We start from the raw sequence: 18,905 nt of genomic DNA, 5'->3' as shown, positions 1-18,905 counted from the left end.
ATTGCCATTTCACCCGGTACGATCCCCAGACAGCCGCGAAGGCGTTCACCCTAAAGATTCAAGCATCCGTGCCGAAAGATTAGCTTTTAGGGCACAAATATGATGCTCAACTTCCTGAACGCCGCCGTGTCCACGAATCTGATCGCACTTGCAATGGCGGCCTTCATCGTGCTGATGCTCTTCCTCACGACGGACGACATCAGCAAGACTGGTGCGATCCTGTGCGGATCCTTTCTGATTGCCGAGGCCGGCGTGACCGCATACCAGATTCAGGTTCACTGGTTACCAATCGCCGAAGCGACGACCGCCTCCAACATCGCGGCCCGGTATCGAATGTCTCCCGAGCAGGTAAAGGCTTTCACCAGTTCAGCCAATTTTTTCCTCTGGATCATTCCGTTCGTCACCGCATCCTGGGGAACAAACATCATCTCGGATGCCATCGGGCGGAACTTTACGTATCGAGAAAAATGGTCTGTTCCGAGGAATCTCTGGAAAATCATCACGCTGATTCTCGGGGCGTTGCTTTGGCTGCTCCTATTGCCGACTCGACTGGTTCGACGTTCCGGGGCCGCCGAAATCGAAGCGGAACACAATGCGACTCGATACACACCATTGCGCAGATCCTCCAGGATACTGATCCCCCTTCTCGCTGAACTTCCACAGTTTCATCGAGAAGGATTCGACGACGAACTCGTTAACTTGCTTGACGGATCGATTGTCCGTTTCGTGCGCCCGGAAGATGACGAATTCGGCTGCTATCTGTCCGTCAAATGGCCAAACCAGCCGAAAGAGACAAGGGTCGACGGTGATCGATACGTCCAACTGCAAATCAGAACAGCGTCCATCCTCGGTCACGATACGACGGGCCTGAGGCAAAAAGCACAGCAGTCCATCGACGAAATCCTCGGTATTTAGCGAACGCGTCCGATCCAGCCTACCCACTCGACTCTAGCTGTGTGGATATCTTTCGAATGCGTTTTCCCGCACCAGAATCGACGGCGGCGCCCTCGCGGTAAGATGAATGCCCGTGCCGCCCTTCCACGCCATGTCGCCCAACCTTACCACCTTGCTGCCGCTTGCCGGCGTCCTTTTACTGAGCGTCGCCAGCCCCGGCCCGAACTTCGTGATCGTCACGTCGACCGCGGTCGCATCGCGCCGCGCCGGCGTGATGACCGGCCTGGGCCTGGCCGCCGCGTCCGGCACCTGGGCGGCAATCGCGATCGCCGGGCTCAGCCTACTCGTCACGCATGTCGCGTGGGTCCACACGGCGCTGCGGCTGGCGGGCGCGGCCTACCTGATCTGGCTCGGCCTGAAAATGATCGTGACCGCGCGCACGCCGCTTCCCGTTGCCGCGCCGGCTGCCGCGTCCGACCGGCACGCCGCGAAGAAGGGCTACGTCGTCAGCATGACGAATCCGAAATCGGTCGCGATCTCGGCCGCGTGGTATTGCACGATGGCACTGCGCGCCTCGCACCCGTCGGTGCGCGGACTGCTGGTTCGACGCAAGGCCGTGCTCGATACGACGGCCGGCCTGCTGCTGATGGGTGTCGGCGGGCGAATGCTCGCCGGACGCTGATCCAGCCGGCTTCCGCTCACTCGTCGAACCTACACCGCTCCCCGCCATGCCGACCGTACAAACCATTCTCGACGACTACGAACGCCTCCGCTGGATCGGCAACGATCCGATGTCGCAGATGCTGGCACTGCGACGCGACAATCCGGCTGCGCTCGCCGACCTCGTGATCGCATCGTTCGATCGCGTATTGCCGCACGCGACGTTCCTCGACGCCGCGCTCGACCTGATGGACGACACCGCTCTCGCGAAAGTCGCCGCCAAAGCGTGGCAAGACGTCCGCAACGGCGCATGGAACGAGCGGCTCGCGAACGTGTTGTCGAGCGTGGTGATGCAGACGCCGCAGGTGTTTTCCGGTCACTGGGACGCGTTCCTCGACATTGCCGCTACGAAGCAGTCGCCGCGCGTGTACTACGAGGAAAACGCGTGGCGGATGCTCGATCCGGCGACGGTCGAGGCATGGCGCGGCCGGCTTGCGAACGCACCTTCCGGCAGCGATGCAGCGCATGCACGCGCCGTCGCGCTACTCCATTCGCGACACCCCGAAACCGTTCGCGACGCGGCAGCCTGGTTGTTTCCGGACGATCCCGAGAAGCGCGCCAACTGGCTCATGTCCGCCGGCTACGTTCAGGAACACGACGCGTTGCGCGCCTTGCACGGCGAAGCGCCGCTGCATATCGATTTCGGCCCGACGCTGGGTGCATCGATACTCCGCGCCCAGCCGAAATGGAACCGCGAGATTCTTGCGCATCACCCAACCTGGCACGCCGGCGATTCGCATCGATTGGGTGCACGCTTCGGCGGCGTGTCGTCGCATCGATGCGGCCTGTGTCACGAACCGCTGCATCGATTGCTGGCACTGCCGCAACCCGCTGCAGCCGGCATCGACAGCACGACGCCCGTGTCGTTCGACACCTGCCTGTCGTGCGGCGGCTGGGAGAGCGACGGTCCGATGTTCCACCGGCACGACGACGCCGGCAACGCCTGTGCGCACCCGTCCCAGCAACGCGACATCGCGATCCAGCCGGACTGTCCGGCGGCCCCGCTCGTGGAGGCAGACGTTGCACTTTTTGCGGCACCGGCACGCTGGACGCGGCAGGAATGGGGCATGTCGAACAGCCGGCAGAACCTGAGCCGCGTCGGCGGCGCGCCGTCGTGGGTACAGTCGGCGTGGTATCCCGACTGTCCGGATTGCGGCCGCAGGATGTCATTCGTCATGCAGCTCGACTCCGACCTTCCGCAAACGGACGGCGGCGAATGGCTGTGGGGCAGCGGCGGCGCAAACTACACGTTCTGGTGCGCGCCGTGCCGCACCAGCGCGCATCTCTGGCAGTGCACGTAGCACGGGCCGCATAACCTTTACGACCTTTTTACTTGCGCCCGCGCACGCGTTCACTAGAATGTGTTCGCAATCGATCCCTCACCGAGTACGCCCATGCGCATCCGAAGTCCTCGCCCCCCGAGTTGCTTTTCTGCCTGACCGGCAGGACGCCTGCGTCTCTCTTTTCCCGAGCCACCGTCCTGCCAGCAGGCGGACGGTGCGCGCCGTAGTTCTTCCCGTGCACGCTTGAACACGACGTCGATGCGTTGATCGCGCATCGCACGGGCCAAGCGTATCCGCGCGGAAATTCCCTTGGCACGACGCGCCATCGATCCGCCTCCCCGGCCACGATCGATTGGCATGCCTCGCAGTCCGCATTTCGATCCAGCCTCATTACTTCGCATACCTGATTTAACCAACGGAAATTTCCGACACCGGAGCCCGACCATGTTCGAGATCGACAAGCAGTACACCCGCGAATTCATCCACACCGCGTGCGGCGGCAGCAAGCAGGCATTCTTGCCGACGAAGAACGGCAAGGTCGTGGCCGCCTGCCTGCGCACGGACCTCAACCCGCACGCGCCCGACGTGATCCTCTGCGACGGCAGCGCGTCCGCGAGAGCGGCCGGCAGGACGCTCGCCGCGCAACGCGATGCGATTCCGGTGTTCATCCGCATGGCCACGGACGCGTACCGCTTCGTTGGCCAGTACGTCGTCAGCGAATCGCTCACCGCACCGCTCGACTGCGCGCCTTATGTGAGCAACAGCAGCTTCACGCCCGGTCAGATCTCGCGCGTGCTCAAGCTCAAGCGTTGCTGATACGCCATGCGGGGCGCCTCGCGTGCCCCGTTCCGGCCATCTTTCATACAGGAGCCATCATGCTTGGCCTGACGTTCTGGAAACACGTGATCGGTGCGCGGACCGATGCCATCCGCGATGACAGGGCGGCTGCACACGACCGGCATCGACGGGTGTCGAGAACGCTCGTGCTGACCAGCGCCGCGGTGGCGTTCGCGGCGATCGCGTTCGGCGCGCCCGTCGTCGGCATTTCGGTGTTCCTGCTGACGACGCTGCCGTTCGTGCTGTCGGGTACCTGAAGGCTTGCATACCGGGCGCGTCGCGCGAACCGCGCCGCGATCGATACACATTTTTAATGCCGCCCCCCTGCGTATCTGACACCGTCTTTACACGCACTTGTCTAGGATTTCCGTGTCATCCCGACACGGAGAGATCCGCATGCAAACGCAGCAGGCCGCCGCCGGCGGCCAACCCGACCTTCCCTACCGACGTTGCGGCGCACCGTTCGCGACCCGGCTGGCCGACGCCTGCCCGCCGGACCACATCCTGCTCGACGTACCGGTCGAAAGCGCGATCCAGTTGTTCGACCTCGCCGCGCGACATATCGAGCGCGGCAGCGGTGTGTCTGCGGAACGGATCAGGACCGAACTGACGAAGCGCGAACAACTCGGCTCGACCGCACTCGGCCAGGGCGTCGCGATTCCGCATGCGCGTGTCGACGGGCTCGGTTCGGCCGTCGCGCTGTTCGTGCGCGCGCTGTACCCGTTCGCGTTCAATGCGCCCGACCGCAAGCCCGTGCGCGAATTCGTCGTGCTGGCGCTGCCGAAAGCCGACGATCGCGCACACCTCGAACTGCTCGCCGACGCGGCGCGATGCTTCAGCGATCGCGCGTTCCGGCAGGCGTCGCGCGATGCGCCGACACCCGACGCGATTCACCGGCTCATGCAACACGTGCAATAACGCCGCGTCGTGCGGCGACAAGCGCTCCCCTCATCCATTCGAACGCCCATGTTCCCAGACCCTGAAAGTTCCACCCTTACATCGCGTCGCGCCGCCGGACTGGCGCGCTCGCTACCGTTCATGCAGGCCCTGCACGGGCAGACCGTCGTCATCGTCGAAGGCGGTGCGGCGAGCGAGGCGCACGCCCGCGCGGCCTTCGCGCAGGACGTCGCGCTGCTCGCGCTCACCGGGGTTCGCCCGATCGTCGTCCAGCGCGTACCGGCCGCATCCGATACGCAATCGATCCACGCCGTTCACGCGGCGATGGCCGGCATCAATCATGAACTGGTGCGCTTGATCGGCAGTCACGGCGCCAAGGCGATCGGCATCGACGGTCACGACGGCGGCCTGCTGGTTGCAAGCACGGATTCCGACCGGCTCGATACGCGCGAGGTCGCCCGCTTCGACGGCGCCGCGCTGAACGCGTTCGTCGAGAACGGACTGGTGCCCGTCGTGATGCCGGTCGCGCCCGACGACGCGGGCCATGATCACCTGCTGCGCGCCGAACGCGTGGGCAGCCTCTTCGCACAGCGTACGGGCGCGGTGACACTGGTAATGATGGTCGACGGCGCGCTGCTGCGCGAACTCGACGCGCTCGCCGGGCTCTACGGCATCACGGAACTCGAACAATGGCTGGCCGAGCATCCGGCCGCCGCTGCAGCGCCTTGCGTGCGGGAAGCGCTCGATGCGCTCGCGCACGGCGTACAGAACGTCCATCTCGCCGATAGCGCGCAACCCGAATCGCTGATCGACGAACTGCTCACGGAGGAAGGATCGGGGGTCGTGTTCTGCCGTCGCGGCAACACCGATCTGCTCGCGGAAACCCGGCGCTATTTCGCGGATTCGGCGAGCGTGCTGCGCGACGGGTTCAGCGTTGAGCAGAAGCAGGTCGTGCGGTTCTGATCGTGCGGTGACAAGGCGCTTGCGGCGACCCGCACGGGCCGCCGCAAGCGCATGCCGTCAACGTCGCGTCGCCAGCCGCTGCACGACGCGCACCAGCGCATCGACTTCGTCGCACGTGTTGTAGAACGCGAGCGACGGCCGCACGGTGGCTTCGAGCCCGAAACGCCTCAGGATCGGCTGCGCGCAGTGATGCCCCGAGCGCACCGCGATGCCCTCTTCGTTCAGCGCCTGCCCGACCTCCTCGGTTTCATAGCCCTTCAGCACGAACGACAGCACGCTCGCCTTGTCGCGCGCGGTGCCGACGAGCCGCACGCCCGGCACCGGCGCGAGCACGCTCGTTGCATAGGCGAGCAGGTCGTGCTCGTAGCGCGCGATGTTCTCGATACCGACCCGGCTCACGTAGTCGAGCGCCGCACCAAGCCCCACCGCATCCGCGATGTTGCCGGTGCCGGCTTCGAACCGGTTCGGCGGCGGCTGGAACACCGTGCGCTCGAACGTCACGTCCGCGATCATGTTGCCGCCACCCTGCCACGGCGGCATGTCGTCGAGGATCGCGCGCTTGCCGTACACGACGCCGATCCCGGTCGGCCCGTAGATCTTGTGCCCGGAAAACACGAAGAAATCCGCGTCGAGCGCCTGCACGTCCACGCGCATGTGCGAGATCGACTGCGCGCCGTCGACGAGCGCCTTCGCGCCGGCACGATGCGCAAGCTCGACGATCTCCTTCACCGGCACGACCGTGCCGAGCGCGTTCGACACCTGCGTGACGGACACGATCTTCGTGCGGTCGTTGAGCAGCTTCCGGTATTCGTCGAGCAGCACCTGCCCCGAATCGTCGACCGGGATCACGCGCAGCGTCGCGCCCTTCTGCGCGGCAAGCTGCTGCCACGGCACGATGTTCGCGTGATGCTCGAGATGCGACACGACGATCTCGTCGCCTTCGCCGACGTTCTGCACGCCCCACGTTTTCGCGATCAGGTTGATCGCCTCGGTCGTGCCGCGCACGAATACGATTTCGTCGGGCGACGACGCGCCGATGAAGCGCTGCACCGTTTCCCGCGCGTGCTCGTAAGCATCCGTCGCGCGGCCGGCCAACGCATGCGCGGCACGGTGGATGTTCGAGTTCTCGTGCGCATAGAAATACGCGAGCCTGTCGATCACGGCCTGCGGCTTGTGCGTGGTCGCCGCATTGTCGAACCACACGAGCGGCTTGCCGTTCACGCGCTCCTGCAGGATCGGGAAATCGCGGCGGATCGCGTTCACGTCGAACGGCGGGTGCGCGCCACGATGCAACTGGCCTTGCGGCTCGGCTGCATGCGCATCGTCGATGAAGTAGCGCGGCACGTCGGCGCCCCCCGCTCGCGACACCGGCGCGTCGCGATGCACGGCGAGCAGCTCGCGCAACGCATCGTCGCCCGGCAATCCGAACGCTTCCGGCGACGCAAGGCCGCTCGACGGCACGACGATGTCCTGCGGCGTGGCCTGCCAGCCCTGCAGCGAACCGTCGGTGAAGTAGTACGGCGACGCCTTCGCCGCGCTTTCCGGCGCCGGCGCATTCACGTGCGGCACGCCGAGCGCGGCGCCGCCGACACGCGGTTCGAGCGCCGGCGCGATCGACACGACGTTGTCGGGCAGCCCGTTCTGCGCGGCCGCATGCGGCGCGAGCGCGGGGGCGCGGTTGCCGAGCGACAGCACGTGCGTCGGCGCGGACGGCGCGAGGTTCGCGCCGGGCACTTTCCCTTGCGGCAGCGCGAGACCGGGCACGCCGGTGCCCGCGCCGCCCGGCCCCGCGAGCGGCGAGCCGCCCGGTACCGGGTTGCTCACCGACGCGAGGATCGGCGCGGCGGCCGGCAACGCCGACGGCACGCCGCCTGCCGCGCCGCTGCCTGCCGACACCCCGGGCGCGGTAGCCTGCCCGGGCGGCGTCGCGAAGAACTCGGACGCGAGCCGCGCGAGCGTCGCCGGGTCGGGCAAACCGGCCGGCAACGGCGCGTGCGGCAGCGCGTGCGCGTCGCCGCCGGCGAGGCCGGGATTAACGGTAGGTGTCGGGATAGTCATGGAACTTGGCGATTTCGACGTCATCGAGGACAGCCAGCGCATCCGGCGAATGGACCGCGAGCGAGCAATACAGCGAGATCAGGTACGACGCGATCGCCTGGTTGTTGATCCCCATGAAGCGCACCGACAGGCCCGGGCCCTGCTCGCCCGCGACGCCCGGCTGATACAGGCCGACGACACCCTGACGCTTGTCGCCGACGCGCAGCAGCAGGATCTTGGTCTTGCCGTCCGCGACCGGCACCTTGTCCGACGGGATCAGCGGAATGCCGCGCCACGTGAGGAACTGCGAGCCGAACAGGCTGACCGTCGGCGGGGGCACGCCGCGCCGCGTGCATTCGCGGCCGAACGCGGCGATCGCGAGCGGGTGCGTGAGGAAGAACGCCGGCTCCTTCCATACCTTCGTCAGCAGTTCGTCGAGATCGTCCGGCGTCGGCGCGCCTGTCAGCGGGAAGATCCGCTGTTCGTCGGTCACGTTGGCCAGCAGCCCGTAGTCGGGGTTGTTGATCAGCTGGCTTTCCTGCAGCTCCTTGATCGTCTCGATCGTCAGGCGCAGCTGTTCCTTGATCTGGTCGTGAGGACTGCTGTAGAGATCGGAGATCCGCGTATGCACGTCGAGCACCGTGCTCACCGCGTTCAGGAAATACTCGCGCGGCTGTTCCTCGTACGGCACGAAGGTCTGCGGCAGCACGCTTTCGTCCTCGAGCTGCGTGCACGCGGCGCGCACGGCTTCCGGGTTCTTCACCTGGTTCAGCCGATAGATACCGGCCTCGACCGGCACCCATTGCAGCAGATGGGTCAGCCAGCGCGGCGTGATCGTGGAAAGCTGGGGGACGGTCTTGGTAGCGTTCGCTAGTTGGCGGGCGGCGTGATCGCTCAGCGCGGCCGTGCCGCTTGCAACGGTCGACATGTGGGGCTCCGGGTTCTTTAGATGAAAAACGGGATTGCTTATGACGCTGGGTGATTATCGGAAGCACGCCCCTGCCGGCTCAACATGCTATAGCCGTCATGTCGCGTGCATCCGAACGGGAATCGAGGCGGGCGGCCTAGGTGACGTACGCGCCCGGCAGCAGCGTCGAGATCGACACGTCGAACGCGCGCGCGATCTTGTCGGCCGTGACGATCGACGCGATCGCCTCGCCGCGCTCGATCTCGCCGACGTACGAACGGTTCAGCCCCGCATGCTCGGCCAGCTGCTCCTGCGACCACGTGCGTGCTTCGCGCAGCTTGCGCACGGTGGCGCCGAAGTGATGAATGAGTTCGCTCATCGTGCCTCCTACGCGACGCGCGCCGCCGCGCGTGGCGTGGCGTTCGCCTCGCTGCGCAGCACGGCCTGCGTGACGTTTTCGCCGGCCGGCACGTCCTGCGTGAGCCACACGTTGCCGCCGATCACCGCGCCGCGCCCGATCGTCACGCGGCCGAGGATCGTCGCGCCCGCGTAGATCACCACGTCGTCCTCGACGATCGGGTGGCGCGCGAGCCCTTTCTCCAGATGGCCGGCCGCGTCGCGCGGGAAGCGCTTCGCGCCGAGCGTGACGGCCTGGTACACGCGCACGCGCTCGCCGATGACCGCCGTCTCGCCGATCACCACACCGGTGCCGTGGTCGATGAAGAAGCCCGCGCCGATGCGCGCGCCCGGATGAATGTCGATGCCGGTTTCCGCATGCGCCTGCTCGGCGATGATCCGCGCGAGCAGCGGCAGGCCGAGCCGGTACAGCTCGTGCGCGAGCCGGTGGTGGATCATCGCGAGGATGCCCGGGTAGCACAGCAGCACCTCGTCGACGCTGCCGGCCGCCGGATCGCCGTGAAACGCGGCCAGCACGTCGCTGTCGAGCAGCCGGCGTATCTCCGGCAGGCGCGCGGCGAATGCCTGCACGGCCGTCGATGCGACTTCGTCGACGCGATCGGGCGGCGGGCCGTCGGCAGGGCGCTGACGCGCCGCATGGCGCAACTCGAGCGTCACCTGCGCGAGCAGCGCATTCAGCGCCGCATCGAGCGCATGTGCCACGTGCAGGTTCTCGCTCTCCTGGCGCAGATCGGGCGGCCCGAGCCGCATCGGGAACAGCACGCCCTTCAGCGCGCCGACGATCTGGGCGAGCGCCTCGCGCGCCGGCAGGTCGCGCCCGCCCGGTTCGAGCGAGCGCCGCTGCTTCTCGCGCCATGCGCGGCGCACCGTCTGCAGCGATTGAACGATGTCGTCGATGTCGAATGCGGCCATGCTGCTTTCTCCCCGTAACGGCCGTGAATCAATCAGTCCTGCGCCCACGGCAGACCGCGAAAGCGCCAGCCGTTGCTGCCGCCGCGATGCTGCCGGTCGTCGAGGTCGCCCTCGAATCCTTCGAGCACGTTGAACACCTGCGTGAAACCGCCCTTCGCCGCGGCCTCGGCCGCCTGCGCCGAGCGGTTGCCGCTGCGGCACAGCAGCAGCACGACCGCGTCCTTGCCCGTCTTCGCTTCCAGTTCGCGCACGAAGCGCGGGTTGCGCGTCAGGCTCGTGCCGGTCGCCCACGGCACATGCAGCGACTCCGGCACGTGGCCCACGAATTTCCGTTCCTCGGCCGTGCGCACGTCCACCAGCAACGCGTCGCCGGACGAGAACAGCGCCCACGCGGTCTCCGGCGCGACACTGCCCGCATAGGGCTTGCCTGCCGACGCCGCGGCCGCGCGCGCATCTTCGAGCGCCTGTTGCGCGGCGGTTCGTTCTTCCAATGCAACCGTCATGACACTTCCTCGTTTTCGCAGATTCGTATGAACAAAGACACCGGGAACGCGGCCGTTGCAGCTTGCGTGCTGTCTATAGCCGTCAGCGCCACTATGCGAGTGCGGCGGAGCGAGCAGAACCAATAAAAATTCATTTCCTAATCAGCGCCGCGGGGAATGCAATGGCAGACGCGCGCTATCGGCGCGCGGTCGCCGGCGGGATGGAAAGGGAGAACGGGGGCCGTTCGATGTCGTACATCGAAGGGGGTTGAAAGGAAGGATGAGGACGATCGCCGCGGCATGCGGCGCGTCGTCATGGAATCAGGGATGGAACGGATCACGCCATGCACCGACGAAGCCACCGAGCGTCGCCGATGCACATGTTCTTCAGTACGTCACACCACCGGGTCGACCGCCACGACCTGCACGCCACGCGCTTCGATATCGCGCGCGGCGAGCAGGCACAGATCCTCGCGGTGATGCGTGGCGACCACCTGCACACCCACCGGCACGCCATTCGCGACGGACGTCGTGACGGCCAGCCCCGGCAGCCCCATCGCGGGCAGCGCGCGCAACGTGAGCTGCGCTTCCCACACGCGGTCGAACCCAGCCAGCCCCTGGCGGTCGAGATCGTCGGGAAACGGCAGTTCCGACGACACCGGCAGCAGCAGCACCGCGTATTCGTCGAGAAACAACCGCCACTCCCGCGTAAGCGTCGTGCGTCGCACCAGCGCGCGGCTGATCACGTCGGCCGGCAGATCGCGCACCTTGCCGCGCACCGCGGCGATCACCGCGGCCGCGCCCGGATCGCCGTCCGCGTCGACCGCGTTCGCGAGCGCGTCGAAACCGTCGCCTAGCCACAATTGCTCCTGCAGCAGCGCGGCCTCGCGCATCGGCGGCGTATCGTCGATTTCGTCGACGGTCCAGCCCGCATCGGCGAGCCGGCGCGCGGCGTCGCGCAACGCGGCCTCGACCTCGGGCACCACCTCCAGGCCGCGCGGACGCACGCACAGCGCCGCGCGCTTCGGCACCTCGCGCCCGTCGAACGGCACGGCCACGTTCCATGGATCGCGCGGATCAGGCGCGACGAACGCACGCAGCGCGAGCGACAGATCGTCGATCGTGCGCGCGATCGGGCCTGCCGTCGACATCAACTGCGCGCCGATCGCGCGCTCGGGAGACGACGCGTTGAAGGCAGGCACGCGGCCGAGCGACGGCCGGATCCCATGGACGCCGCACGCATAGGCCGGGTAACGCACCGAGCCGCCGATGTCGGTGCCGACCGCAAGCGGGCCGATCCCGGCCGCCACGGCCGCCGCCGCGCCGCCACTCGATCCGCCCGGCGTCAGCGACGCATTGCGCGGATTGCGCGTGCGGCCATGCACGAGATTCGACGTGAACCAACGCAATGCAAACGTCGGCGAATTGGTGCGGCCGAGCAGCACGCCGCCGGCCTTCCGGATGTTGGCGACCACCGGGCTGTCAGCTTGCGCGATCAGGGTCTCCTGCAGGCGCGTGCCGTTGGTCGTCGCGAAACCGGCCTGGTCGATGTTGATCTTCACGGTAACGGGCACGCCCGCGAGCGGCCCCGGATCGTCTCCGCGCGCGATCGCGCGATCGACTTCGTCGGCCTGCCGCCGCACGTCGTCGGGACGATGCTCGACCACCGCGTTGATCGCCGGATTCACCGCATCGAGACGAGCGAGCACGGAATCCGCCACTTCGCGCGCCGATACTTCACGCTGACGCACGCGTTTCGCGAGCTCGGTTGCCGACAGTTGCCAGAGTTGCGTCATGACTGCTCCTGATGGAAAGACATCACAATCGCGCGCGGCGCCGTGCTTCTTTACGCAAGCACGGCGCCGCATGCGCTCACTGCGTATCCTGCTTCGCGCGCTCGGCGGCCGCGATGATCGCATCGGCCACGGCCTTCGGCTGGCTCAGCATCGCAACGTGGCTGCCGTTCACGCGTGCGACCGTCGCGCCGATCCGCTTCGCCATCGCTTCCTGCAGCGTCGGATCGATCATCCGGTCCTGCGTCGTGACGACGAACGTCGACGGCTTCGCATGCCACGCGGCTTGCGTGACCTTCTCCGAGATGCAGCCACCGTACCACGGCCCTTGCGTCGCCGCGACGATGCGCTGCTGCGCGGACGGCAGGTCCGGCGCGAAATCCTGCGCGATCGCCTTGTCCGACAGCGTCGTGAAACCGCCCGTGTCCTTGCGCAGTTCGCCGGCCCACGCGGGCGCCGGGAGCCCCTGCGTGACGTCGGCGATCGACTGGCCGTTGTCGGGCGCGAACGCGGCGACGTACACGAGCGACTTCACCTTGTCGTCGTTGCCCGCCTCGCTGATCACGACACCGGCCCACGAATGGCCGACCAGCACGACCGGCCCCTTCTGCGCGTCGATCGTGCGCTTCGTCGCGGCCGCATCGTCGGCGAGCGAGCTGAGCGGATTCTGCACCGCCACCACGTGCAGCCCGCGTGCCTCGAGCAGCGGAATCACGCGGTTCCAGCTCGACCCGTCGGCGAACGCGCCGTGCACGAGCACGACGTTGGTGCCCTTCAGGTCTTCCTTCGGTGCGGCCTGCGCCGCGACCGTACCAAACAGTCCGCCGATCACCGCGGCGGATACCAGAACGCGTTTCATCAAACCGGCCATCGTCATGCTCCTGTCCATCTCATGTTGTTCAAATGAAGTGCTGTATCGACATACGCGCCTCCGTACAGCGGGCACGGTACCGGATCACGAATGCGCGTACAGGTCGTCGGCAGCGTTGCGCGCGGAACGCGACCGGGCTGCATCGCGGTGGCCGTCAGGCGTCGACGTATCGGCCACGTTGTCGTCCTGCGACTTCGACGGGCCGTTCTGGTCGGAGCGTGCGACCTGCAGCGCGGCGACGACGTCGTCCGGGTAGTGCGGGCCGCTGCGGGCCGGGTTGTAGCCGGCCTGTTCCAGACGGACGAGTTCGGCGCGCACATCGGCACGCGTGAGGCCGTGGCCGGTATCGGCGAACGACAATGCGGGAACGGCGGCGAGGACGGCAACGGCGAGGATTCGAGCGGCTTTCATGAGGGTTCTCCTTGAAGGAAACAGGTCAGTCGATCATTCGGCATCCGATCCAGATCGTCTGGCATCGAACGTTTGCTGCATGTCGACAGTAGAACCCGCGCACGTATCTGCGATGTTTCCGAAACCGGTGCTTTCTGCATGCCAGTTTTTCAGAAGCGGCCGCAGATACAGTGCGATACAAACCCGCGTGCCGATGCGCACCGCCGCGCCGTGCGCACCACGAAAAAAGGCGTGCCTCGCCGGGCACGCCTTCCGCTCCACTTCACACCGCAACGTCGCATCACCTCATGGCGCGAGCCGCGTGAACACGTAGTCGCGGTTCTTCACCCGCGCCTCGTGGCACGCGAAGCACGTCCGATGCTGACCGATATCGGCCGGCACGCCGTTGACGAAACGCCCGAAGCCCCAGCCGCCCGTCGACGCATAACGGCGCGAGTCCTTCACCATCACCTGCACGGTCGTCGCCTGGCCAGGCACCGTCGCCGGAGGAAACTCGTCGGATTGCTTGCGCTTGTACGCGAGCTTCACGAGGATCGTGCCGTCCGGGAACGGCAACGTCGCCTGTTCGAGCGCGCGGATCGCGACGGGGTTGCCGAGCACCACGCGCAGCTCGTCGAGCGGCGCAGCCTCTTCGGCCGGTGCGACCATTTCCCACTTGCGATAGCCGGGCGGAATCGTCACGCCGTAGATCGGTGACGCGGCCGCGGCCGGCTTCGGCTGTTCCGCGAATGCGACCGTGCCATTCGCCGCCAGCGCACCGGCCAGCAGCACGCCCGCGCCGAGCACACGGCGCGCACCGCACCGCCACACTTCGATGCGCACCCGCATCACAGATGCTCCACTTGCAGGATCGCATCCGCGAACGCCTGCGGCGCCTCCTGCGGCAAGTTGTGGCCGATACCGCCGGAAATCGTCCGGTGCTGGTACTTGCCCGTGAACTTCTTCGCGTACGCGGCCGGCGCCGGATGCGGTGCGCCGTTCGCGTCGCCTTCCATCGTGATCGTCGGCACCGTGATCGCGGGGCCGGCTGCCAGACGCCGCTCGATGTCGTCGTATTGCGCCTCCCCCTTCGCGAGCCCGAGGCGCCAGCGATAGTTGTGAATCACGACGGCCACGTGGTCGGGATTCCGGAACGACGCGGCCGTGCGCGCAAAGGTTTCGTCGGAGAACTGCCACTTCGGCGACGCGAGCTGCCAGATCAGCTTGTTGAACGCATCGCGGTTCTGCGTGTAGCCGAGTTCGCCGCGTTCGGTCGTGAAGTAGAACTGATACCACCACTGGAATTCCGCCTGCGGCGGCAGCGGCGTGGCGTTCGCCGCCTGGCTGCCGATCAGGTAGCCGCTCACCGATACCAGCGCCTTCACGCGCTGCGGCCACAGCGCCGCGATGATGTCGGCTGTGCGCGCGCCCCAGTCGTAGCCGCCGAACACCGCGCGATCGATCTTCAGCGCGTCCATCAGCGCGACGATGTCGACGGCCGTCACCGCCTGCTGGCCGTTGCGCACCGTGTCGGCCGAGCGGAACGTCGTCGAGCCGTAGCCGCGCAGGTACGGCACGATCACGCGATACCCGGCCGCGACGAGCAGCGGCGCGACTTCCGCATAGCTGTGGATGTCGTACGGCCAGCCGTGCAGCAGGAACACGACGGGGCCGTTCTTCGGCCCGAGATCGGCATACCCGACGTTGAGCACGCCCGCGTCGATCTGGTGGATCGTGCCGAGCGATGCGACGCCGGCCGCTCGCTTGCCGGCGGATGCATCAGGCGCCGACTGCGCATGCGCGAGCGCGCTGAAGCCGAGGTCGGCCAGGCTCAGGCTCGCCAGCGTCGAGCCCAGGATCAGGCGGCGGCGGGTATTCACGGTATCAGGCATGATTCGTTCTCCATTGTCGATCGCTAAGGAAGGGGCCCGCGGCACGTGCGGGCAATCGGGTATCGGCGTTCGCAGCCGTCGCGCATCGCACCGCGCTGTCGTGTGAATCGCTTCACCGGTGTTATATCCGAACCCTCCGGACGCTTTGTATCGCAACGTATCTGTGTGCGAACACGACAAAAAGCGATTCAAAAATCGACGGGAAAACGACGTTTCGTGACGGTTGCGGGGCGTGTGGGGTAGAACGGGAGAGGAGAAACGCCGGCCGTCTCGCCGCGTATGAAGGTGATGGATCCGGCTGCGCGTCGGGTCGACGGTGAAGCGACAACGAACACGAGCCGCGCAGCCGTGCAGCCACGTCGGCCCGCATTCGTCATGCAACCCGCTTCGCTTACGCGCGCCGCAACGGCCGGAACCCGGCACGCACTTCACGCGCGAACAGTTCCGGCTCTTCCCATGCCGCGAAGTGCCCGCCCTTGTCGACTTCGTTGAAATAGATCAGGTTGTGATAACAACGCTCGGCCCAACTGCGCGGCGCCTGGTAGATCTCGCCCGGAAACACCGTGATCGCCGCCGGCAACGAGATATCCGCCGCATTGAAGTTGTTCGAGTGATCTTCCCAGTAGATCTGCGCGGCCGACGTCGCGGTGTTCGTCAGCCAGTACAGCGAGATGTCGTCGAGAATCTCGTCGCGCGGAATCGAGCGCTCGGGCACGCCGCCGCTGTACGTCCATTGCGAGATCTTGTCGTACATCCACGCGGCCTGCCCCGACGGCGAATCGGCAAGCGCGTAGCCGACCGTCTGCGGCCGCGTGACCATCATCGCCGAGTAGCCGCAGTTGTCGCGATAGAACGTCGCGAGCTTCTCGTACGCCGCCTTCTCCTTCGGCGACAGCGAAGCCGGTGCGGGGGCATCGAGCTGGAGCAGCGCCGCGATATCGGGCGGCACCGTCGCCGGCATGTTCACGTGAATCCCGACGAGGCCCTGCACGCGCTGCATCGCCATCCGGTGCGAGATCACCGAGCCGCAATCGCCGCCCTGCGACACGAAGCGCGTATAGCCGAGCCGCGCCATCAGCTCGCCCCACGCCCGCGCGACGTGATCGGAGCCCCAGCCCGGCTTCGTCGGCCGGCCCGAGAAACCGAAGCCCGGCAGCGACGGCACGACCACGTGGAATGCATCGTCCGCGCTCGCGCCGTGCGCGGTCGGGTCCGTCAGCGGGCCGATCGCCTTCAGCAGCTCGAAGACCGAACCGGGCCAGCCGTGCGTCATGATCATCGGCATCGCGTTCTCGTGCCGCGAGCGCACGTGAATGAAATGAATGTCGAGCCCGTCGATCTCGGTAATGAACATCGGGAAGCCGTTCAGGCGCGCCTCGCCCTTGCGCCAGTCGTAGTCGGTGCCCCAGTAGCGCAGCAGCGCCTGCATGCGTGCGAGCCGCACGCCCTGCGATTCATCGGCCACGGTTTCGCGGCCCGGCCAGCGCGTCGCGGCAATATGGCGGCGCAGGTCGATCACGGCCTCGTCGGGAATGTGCGCGGTGAACGGGCGTATGCCGCTCGCGCCGGTCGCCGCATGCAGCGCGGTGGGCAGCATCGCCGAGACTCCGGCGGCCACGGAAGTGGCCAGCAGGTGGCGGCGCATCGGGGAAAACGGTGTGGAAGACATCGTTCGGCATCCTTTCGTGAAGTGGAAAGTGAGATGCCGCGGGCGGGATCGCGCCCAGGCTTTCGATCCGGCGCGCCCTCGTCACGCGGCGTCGCCCATTTGAAAGGTCTGATGTATCCCGGATTTGTCTGATTTGTACGCGCTTGTAGCTGCTGCACCGCGCGCGGGCGGCCCCCGCCGCCGCTCGCGCGCCGGTATGACGCTCAGAGCCCGTTGACGATCGCGCCGTCGACGCGAATGTTCTGCCCGGTGATGTAGCCCGCGCCGTCGGACAGCAGAAACGCGACCGTCTTCGCGATCTCGCCCGTCTTGCCGAAGCGGCCGGCCGGAATGCGCGCGACGATCTCCGGCGTTTCCGGCCAGCTGTCGATGAAGCCCGGCAGCACCGCGTTCATCCGGATGTTCTCGGCCGCGTAGCGTTCCGCGTAAAGACGCGTCCACGCGCTCAGCGCCGCGCGCAGCGCCGACGAAACGGGCATCGGCCGCTCGGGCGCGTCCGCCGCGAAGCTCGAGATGTTGACCACCGCGCCGCCGCCCTGCTTCTGGAAGATCGGCGTCACGCGGCGCATCACGCGCACCACGTTCAGCAGGATCAGGTCGAGCCCCGCATGCCAGTTCTCGTCGGTGATCGCCAGCAGCTCGCCCTTCGGCGGATGCCCGGTGTTGTTGACCACCGCATCGATGCGCCCGTAGCGCGCGACCGTTTCCCGCACCAGACGCTCGATATCGGCTTCTTCCGTCACCGAACCCTTGATGCCGAAACCGCCCAGTTCGTCGCCGAGCGCCACCGCGCTGCCCGACGGCGACATCAGCGCGACGCGGTAGCCGGTCGCCGCCAGTTCGCGCGCGATCGCCGCGCCCATGCCCTTGCCCGCCGCCGTGATCAACGCTACTTTTTCTACAGTCACGATGTGCTCCTCGTTCGAATCCTGCCGCCGCGCAGCCGCCATTCGGCGCGCCATGGTGGTAATGTAGGCGCATCCCTCAACCCTGTCGAACCAGTATTTCTGCCGCCAGACGATAGTTTTTCTACAGCCTCAAGATGCCGCCCCGCCCGTCCCGCCTGCCGCCGCTGAATGCCCTTCGCGCGTTCGAAGTGTCCGCGCGGCACCTCAATTTCCGCGCCGCGGCCGACGAGATCGGCGTCACGCAGGGCGCCGTCGCGCAGCAGGTGCGCCACCTCGAGGACGTGCTCGGCCTGAAGCTGTTCGAGCGCCTGCCGCGCGGCCTCGCGCTGACCCACGACGGCGCCGCGTATTTCTCCGACGTGCAGCGTGCGCTGCACGCGATCGCCGACGCAACCGACAAGCTCGTGAAGCGGCGCGCCGCGCTGACGATCAGCACGACGCCGTCGTTCGCGTCGAAGTGGCTGATCCCGCGGCTCGCGCAGTTCACCGATGCGCATCCCGACTACGACGTGCGCGTGATCGCCGACCCGCAGATCGCGACGTTCCGCCACGACGGCGTCGATCTCGCGATCCGCTACGGCAAGCCGCCGTTCGGCAAGCACCTCGTCGCGCATGCGCTGTTCCCGCTCGACGTATGCGCGGTCTGCAGCCCCGCGCTGCTGGCCGAGCCCGCGTCGCCGCACGCGCTCGCGGGCCACGTGCTGCTGCACGACGCGCACGATCTGTGGCCCGAGTTCCTCGCCGCAATGCCGGAGCCCGTCGACGTCGATCCGCACAAGGGGCTGCGCTTCAACCAGACGTCGCTCGCGATCGATGCGGCCGTCGCCGGCCAGGGCATCGCGCTCGCCACCGATCCGCTCGTCGAGCGCGACATCGCGGCCGGCCGGCTGTGCAAGCCGTTCGATTTCGCGTTTCCGCTGTCGGTGGGGTTCTATCTCGTGTATCCGGCCGAGCGGCGCGACGACGATGCGATCGTCGTGATGCGCGAGTGGATGGCCATGCAGGCGGCGTCGGACAGGCGGGCTTGAGCGGA

At 67.1% G+C, this 18,905-nt stretch carries 19 protein-coding genes; 7 read left to right on the top strand and 12 right to left on the bottom strand.

The window, feature by feature from the left end:
- Positions 1–99 precede the first annotated feature (99 nt).
- The 6 genes from HWX08_RS22255 (at position 100) to HWX08_RS22225 (ending at position 5,594) form a co-directional block, all read left to right on the top strand.
- Entirely contained in the window at positions 100–915 is an 816-nt protein-coding gene (locus HWX08_RS22255; protein ID WP_174923117.1) for a protein kinase family protein, read from the top strand.
- A 130-nt stretch (positions 916–1,045) separates the two neighbouring features.
- The gene (locus HWX08_RS22250) at positions 1,046–1,576 is read left to right on the top strand and encodes a LysE family translocator (RefSeq protein ID WP_174923115.1); all 531 of its coding nucleotides are present in this window, start codon (positions 1,046–1,048) and stop codon (positions 1,574–1,576) included.
- Positions 1,577–1,622: 46 nt separating this feature from the next.
- Entirely contained in the window at positions 1,623–2,915 is a 1,293-nt protein-coding gene (locus HWX08_RS22245) for a hypothetical protein (RefSeq protein WP_174923113.1), read from the top strand.
- Between the two features lie 426 nt (positions 2,916–3,341).
- Complete coding sequence (locus HWX08_RS22240) at positions 3,342–3,713, top strand: DUF6697 family protein (RefSeq protein ID WP_174923112.1); 372 nt, start codon at positions 3,342–3,344, stop codon at positions 3,711–3,713.
- A gap of 417 nt (positions 3,714–4,130) precedes the next feature.
- Positions 4,131–4,652: a PTS sugar transporter subunit IIA gene (locus HWX08_RS22230; RefSeq protein ID WP_174923110.1), complete on the top strand. Its 522-nt coding sequence runs from the start codon at positions 4,131–4,133 to the stop codon at positions 4,650–4,652.
- 48 nt (positions 4,653–4,700) lie between these two features.
- Positions 4,701–5,594 (top strand): amino acid kinase family protein, encoded by an 894-nt coding sequence (locus HWX08_RS22225; RefSeq protein ID WP_174923108.1) that lies wholly within the window; start codon positions 4,701–4,703, stop codon positions 5,592–5,594.
- Between the two features lie 57 nt (positions 5,595–5,651).
- On the opposite strand, the gene HWX08_RS22220 is transcribed toward HWX08_RS22225, so the two are convergent.
- The 12 genes from HWX08_RS22220 to HWX08_RS22165 form a co-directional block, all read right to left on the bottom strand.
- A complete protein-coding gene (locus tag HWX08_RS22220; RefSeq protein WP_175807079.1) occupies positions 5,652–7,652 on the bottom strand; it encodes a family 2A encapsulin nanocompartment cargo protein cysteine desulfurase in 2,001 nt (666 codons plus the stop codon).
- Positions 7,627–8,559, bottom strand: a complete 933-nt coding sequence (locus HWX08_RS22215) for a family 2A encapsulin nanocompartment shell protein (protein ID WP_006479760.1) — start codon at positions 8,557–8,559, stop codon at positions 7,627–7,629. The genes HWX08_RS22220 and HWX08_RS22215 overlap by 26 nt, the downstream gene beginning before the upstream one ends.
- Positions 8,560–8,695: 136 nt before the next feature.
- The gene (locus tag HWX08_RS22210) at positions 8,696–8,917 is read right to left on the bottom strand and encodes a helix-turn-helix domain-containing protein (protein ID WP_069259155.1); all 222 of its coding nucleotides are present in this window, start codon (positions 8,915–8,917) and stop codon (positions 8,696–8,698) included.
- An 8-nt stretch (positions 8,918–8,925) separates the two neighbouring features.
- Complete coding sequence (epsC, locus tag HWX08_RS22205) at positions 8,926–9,867, bottom strand: serine O-acetyltransferase EpsC (RefSeq protein ID WP_069259154.1); 942 nt, start codon at positions 9,865–9,867, stop codon at positions 8,926–8,928.
- 32 nt (positions 9,868–9,899) lie between these two features.
- The gene (locus tag HWX08_RS22200) at positions 9,900–10,370 is read right to left on the bottom strand and encodes a rhodanese-like domain-containing protein (protein ID WP_069259153.1); all 471 of its coding nucleotides are present in this window, start codon (positions 10,368–10,370) and stop codon (positions 9,900–9,902) included.
- 374 nt (positions 10,371–10,744) lie between these two features.
- Entirely contained in the window at positions 10,745–12,145 is a 1,401-nt protein-coding gene (locus HWX08_RS22195) for an amidase family protein (protein ID WP_069259152.1), read from the bottom strand.
- A gap of 76 nt (positions 12,146–12,221) precedes the next feature.
- The gene (locus HWX08_RS22190) at positions 12,222–13,013 is read right to left on the bottom strand and encodes an alpha/beta fold hydrolase (protein WP_174921580.1); all 792 of its coding nucleotides are present in this window, start codon (positions 13,011–13,013) and stop codon (positions 12,222–12,224) included.
- Between the two features lie 84 nt (positions 13,014–13,097).
- On the bottom strand, positions 13,098–13,424 hold the full coding sequence (locus HWX08_RS22185) for a DUF4148 domain-containing protein (RefSeq protein ID WP_174921579.1): 327 nt from the start codon (positions 13,422–13,424) through the stop codon (positions 13,098–13,100).
- A 285-nt stretch (positions 13,425–13,709) separates the two neighbouring features.
- The gene (locus HWX08_RS22180) at positions 13,710–14,252 is read right to left on the bottom strand and encodes a cytochrome P460 family protein (RefSeq protein ID WP_174921578.1); all 543 of its coding nucleotides are present in this window, start codon (positions 14,250–14,252) and stop codon (positions 13,710–13,712) included.
- Positions 14,252–15,295, bottom strand: a complete 1,044-nt coding sequence (locus HWX08_RS22175; protein WP_174921577.1) for an alpha/beta fold hydrolase — start codon at positions 15,293–15,295, stop codon at positions 14,252–14,254. The genes HWX08_RS22180 and HWX08_RS22175 overlap by 1 nt, the downstream gene beginning before the upstream one ends.
- A 391-nt stretch (positions 15,296–15,686) precedes the next feature.
- Positions 15,687–16,964, bottom strand: coding sequence for an epoxide hydrolase family protein (locus tag HWX08_RS22170; RefSeq protein WP_174921576.1), 1,278 nt, complete (start codon positions 16,962–16,964; stop codon positions 15,687–15,689).
- A gap of 203 nt (positions 16,965–17,167) precedes the next feature.
- Complete coding sequence (locus HWX08_RS22165; protein ID WP_174921575.1) at positions 17,168–17,872, bottom strand: SDR family oxidoreductase; 705 nt, start codon at positions 17,870–17,872, stop codon at positions 17,168–17,170.
- A gap of 134 nt (positions 17,873–18,006) precedes the next feature.
- Here HWX08_RS22165 and gcvA point away from each other — a divergent pair, with 134 nt between their 5' ends.
- On the top strand, positions 18,007–18,900 hold the full coding sequence (gene gcvA / locus HWX08_RS22160) for a transcriptional regulator GcvA (RefSeq protein WP_069259147.1): 894 nt from the start codon (positions 18,007–18,009) through the stop codon (positions 18,898–18,900).
- Positions 18,901–18,905: the final 5 nt, after the last annotated feature.

Source organism: Burkholderia metallica (assembly GCF_902832845.1).
Taxonomy (GTDB): domain Bacteria; phylum Pseudomonadota; class Gammaproteobacteria; order Burkholderiales; family Burkholderiaceae; genus Burkholderia; species Burkholderia metallica.
Note: the sequence above shows the minus strand (reverse complement) of the source record. Positions and strands in the feature narration are given on the sequence as shown.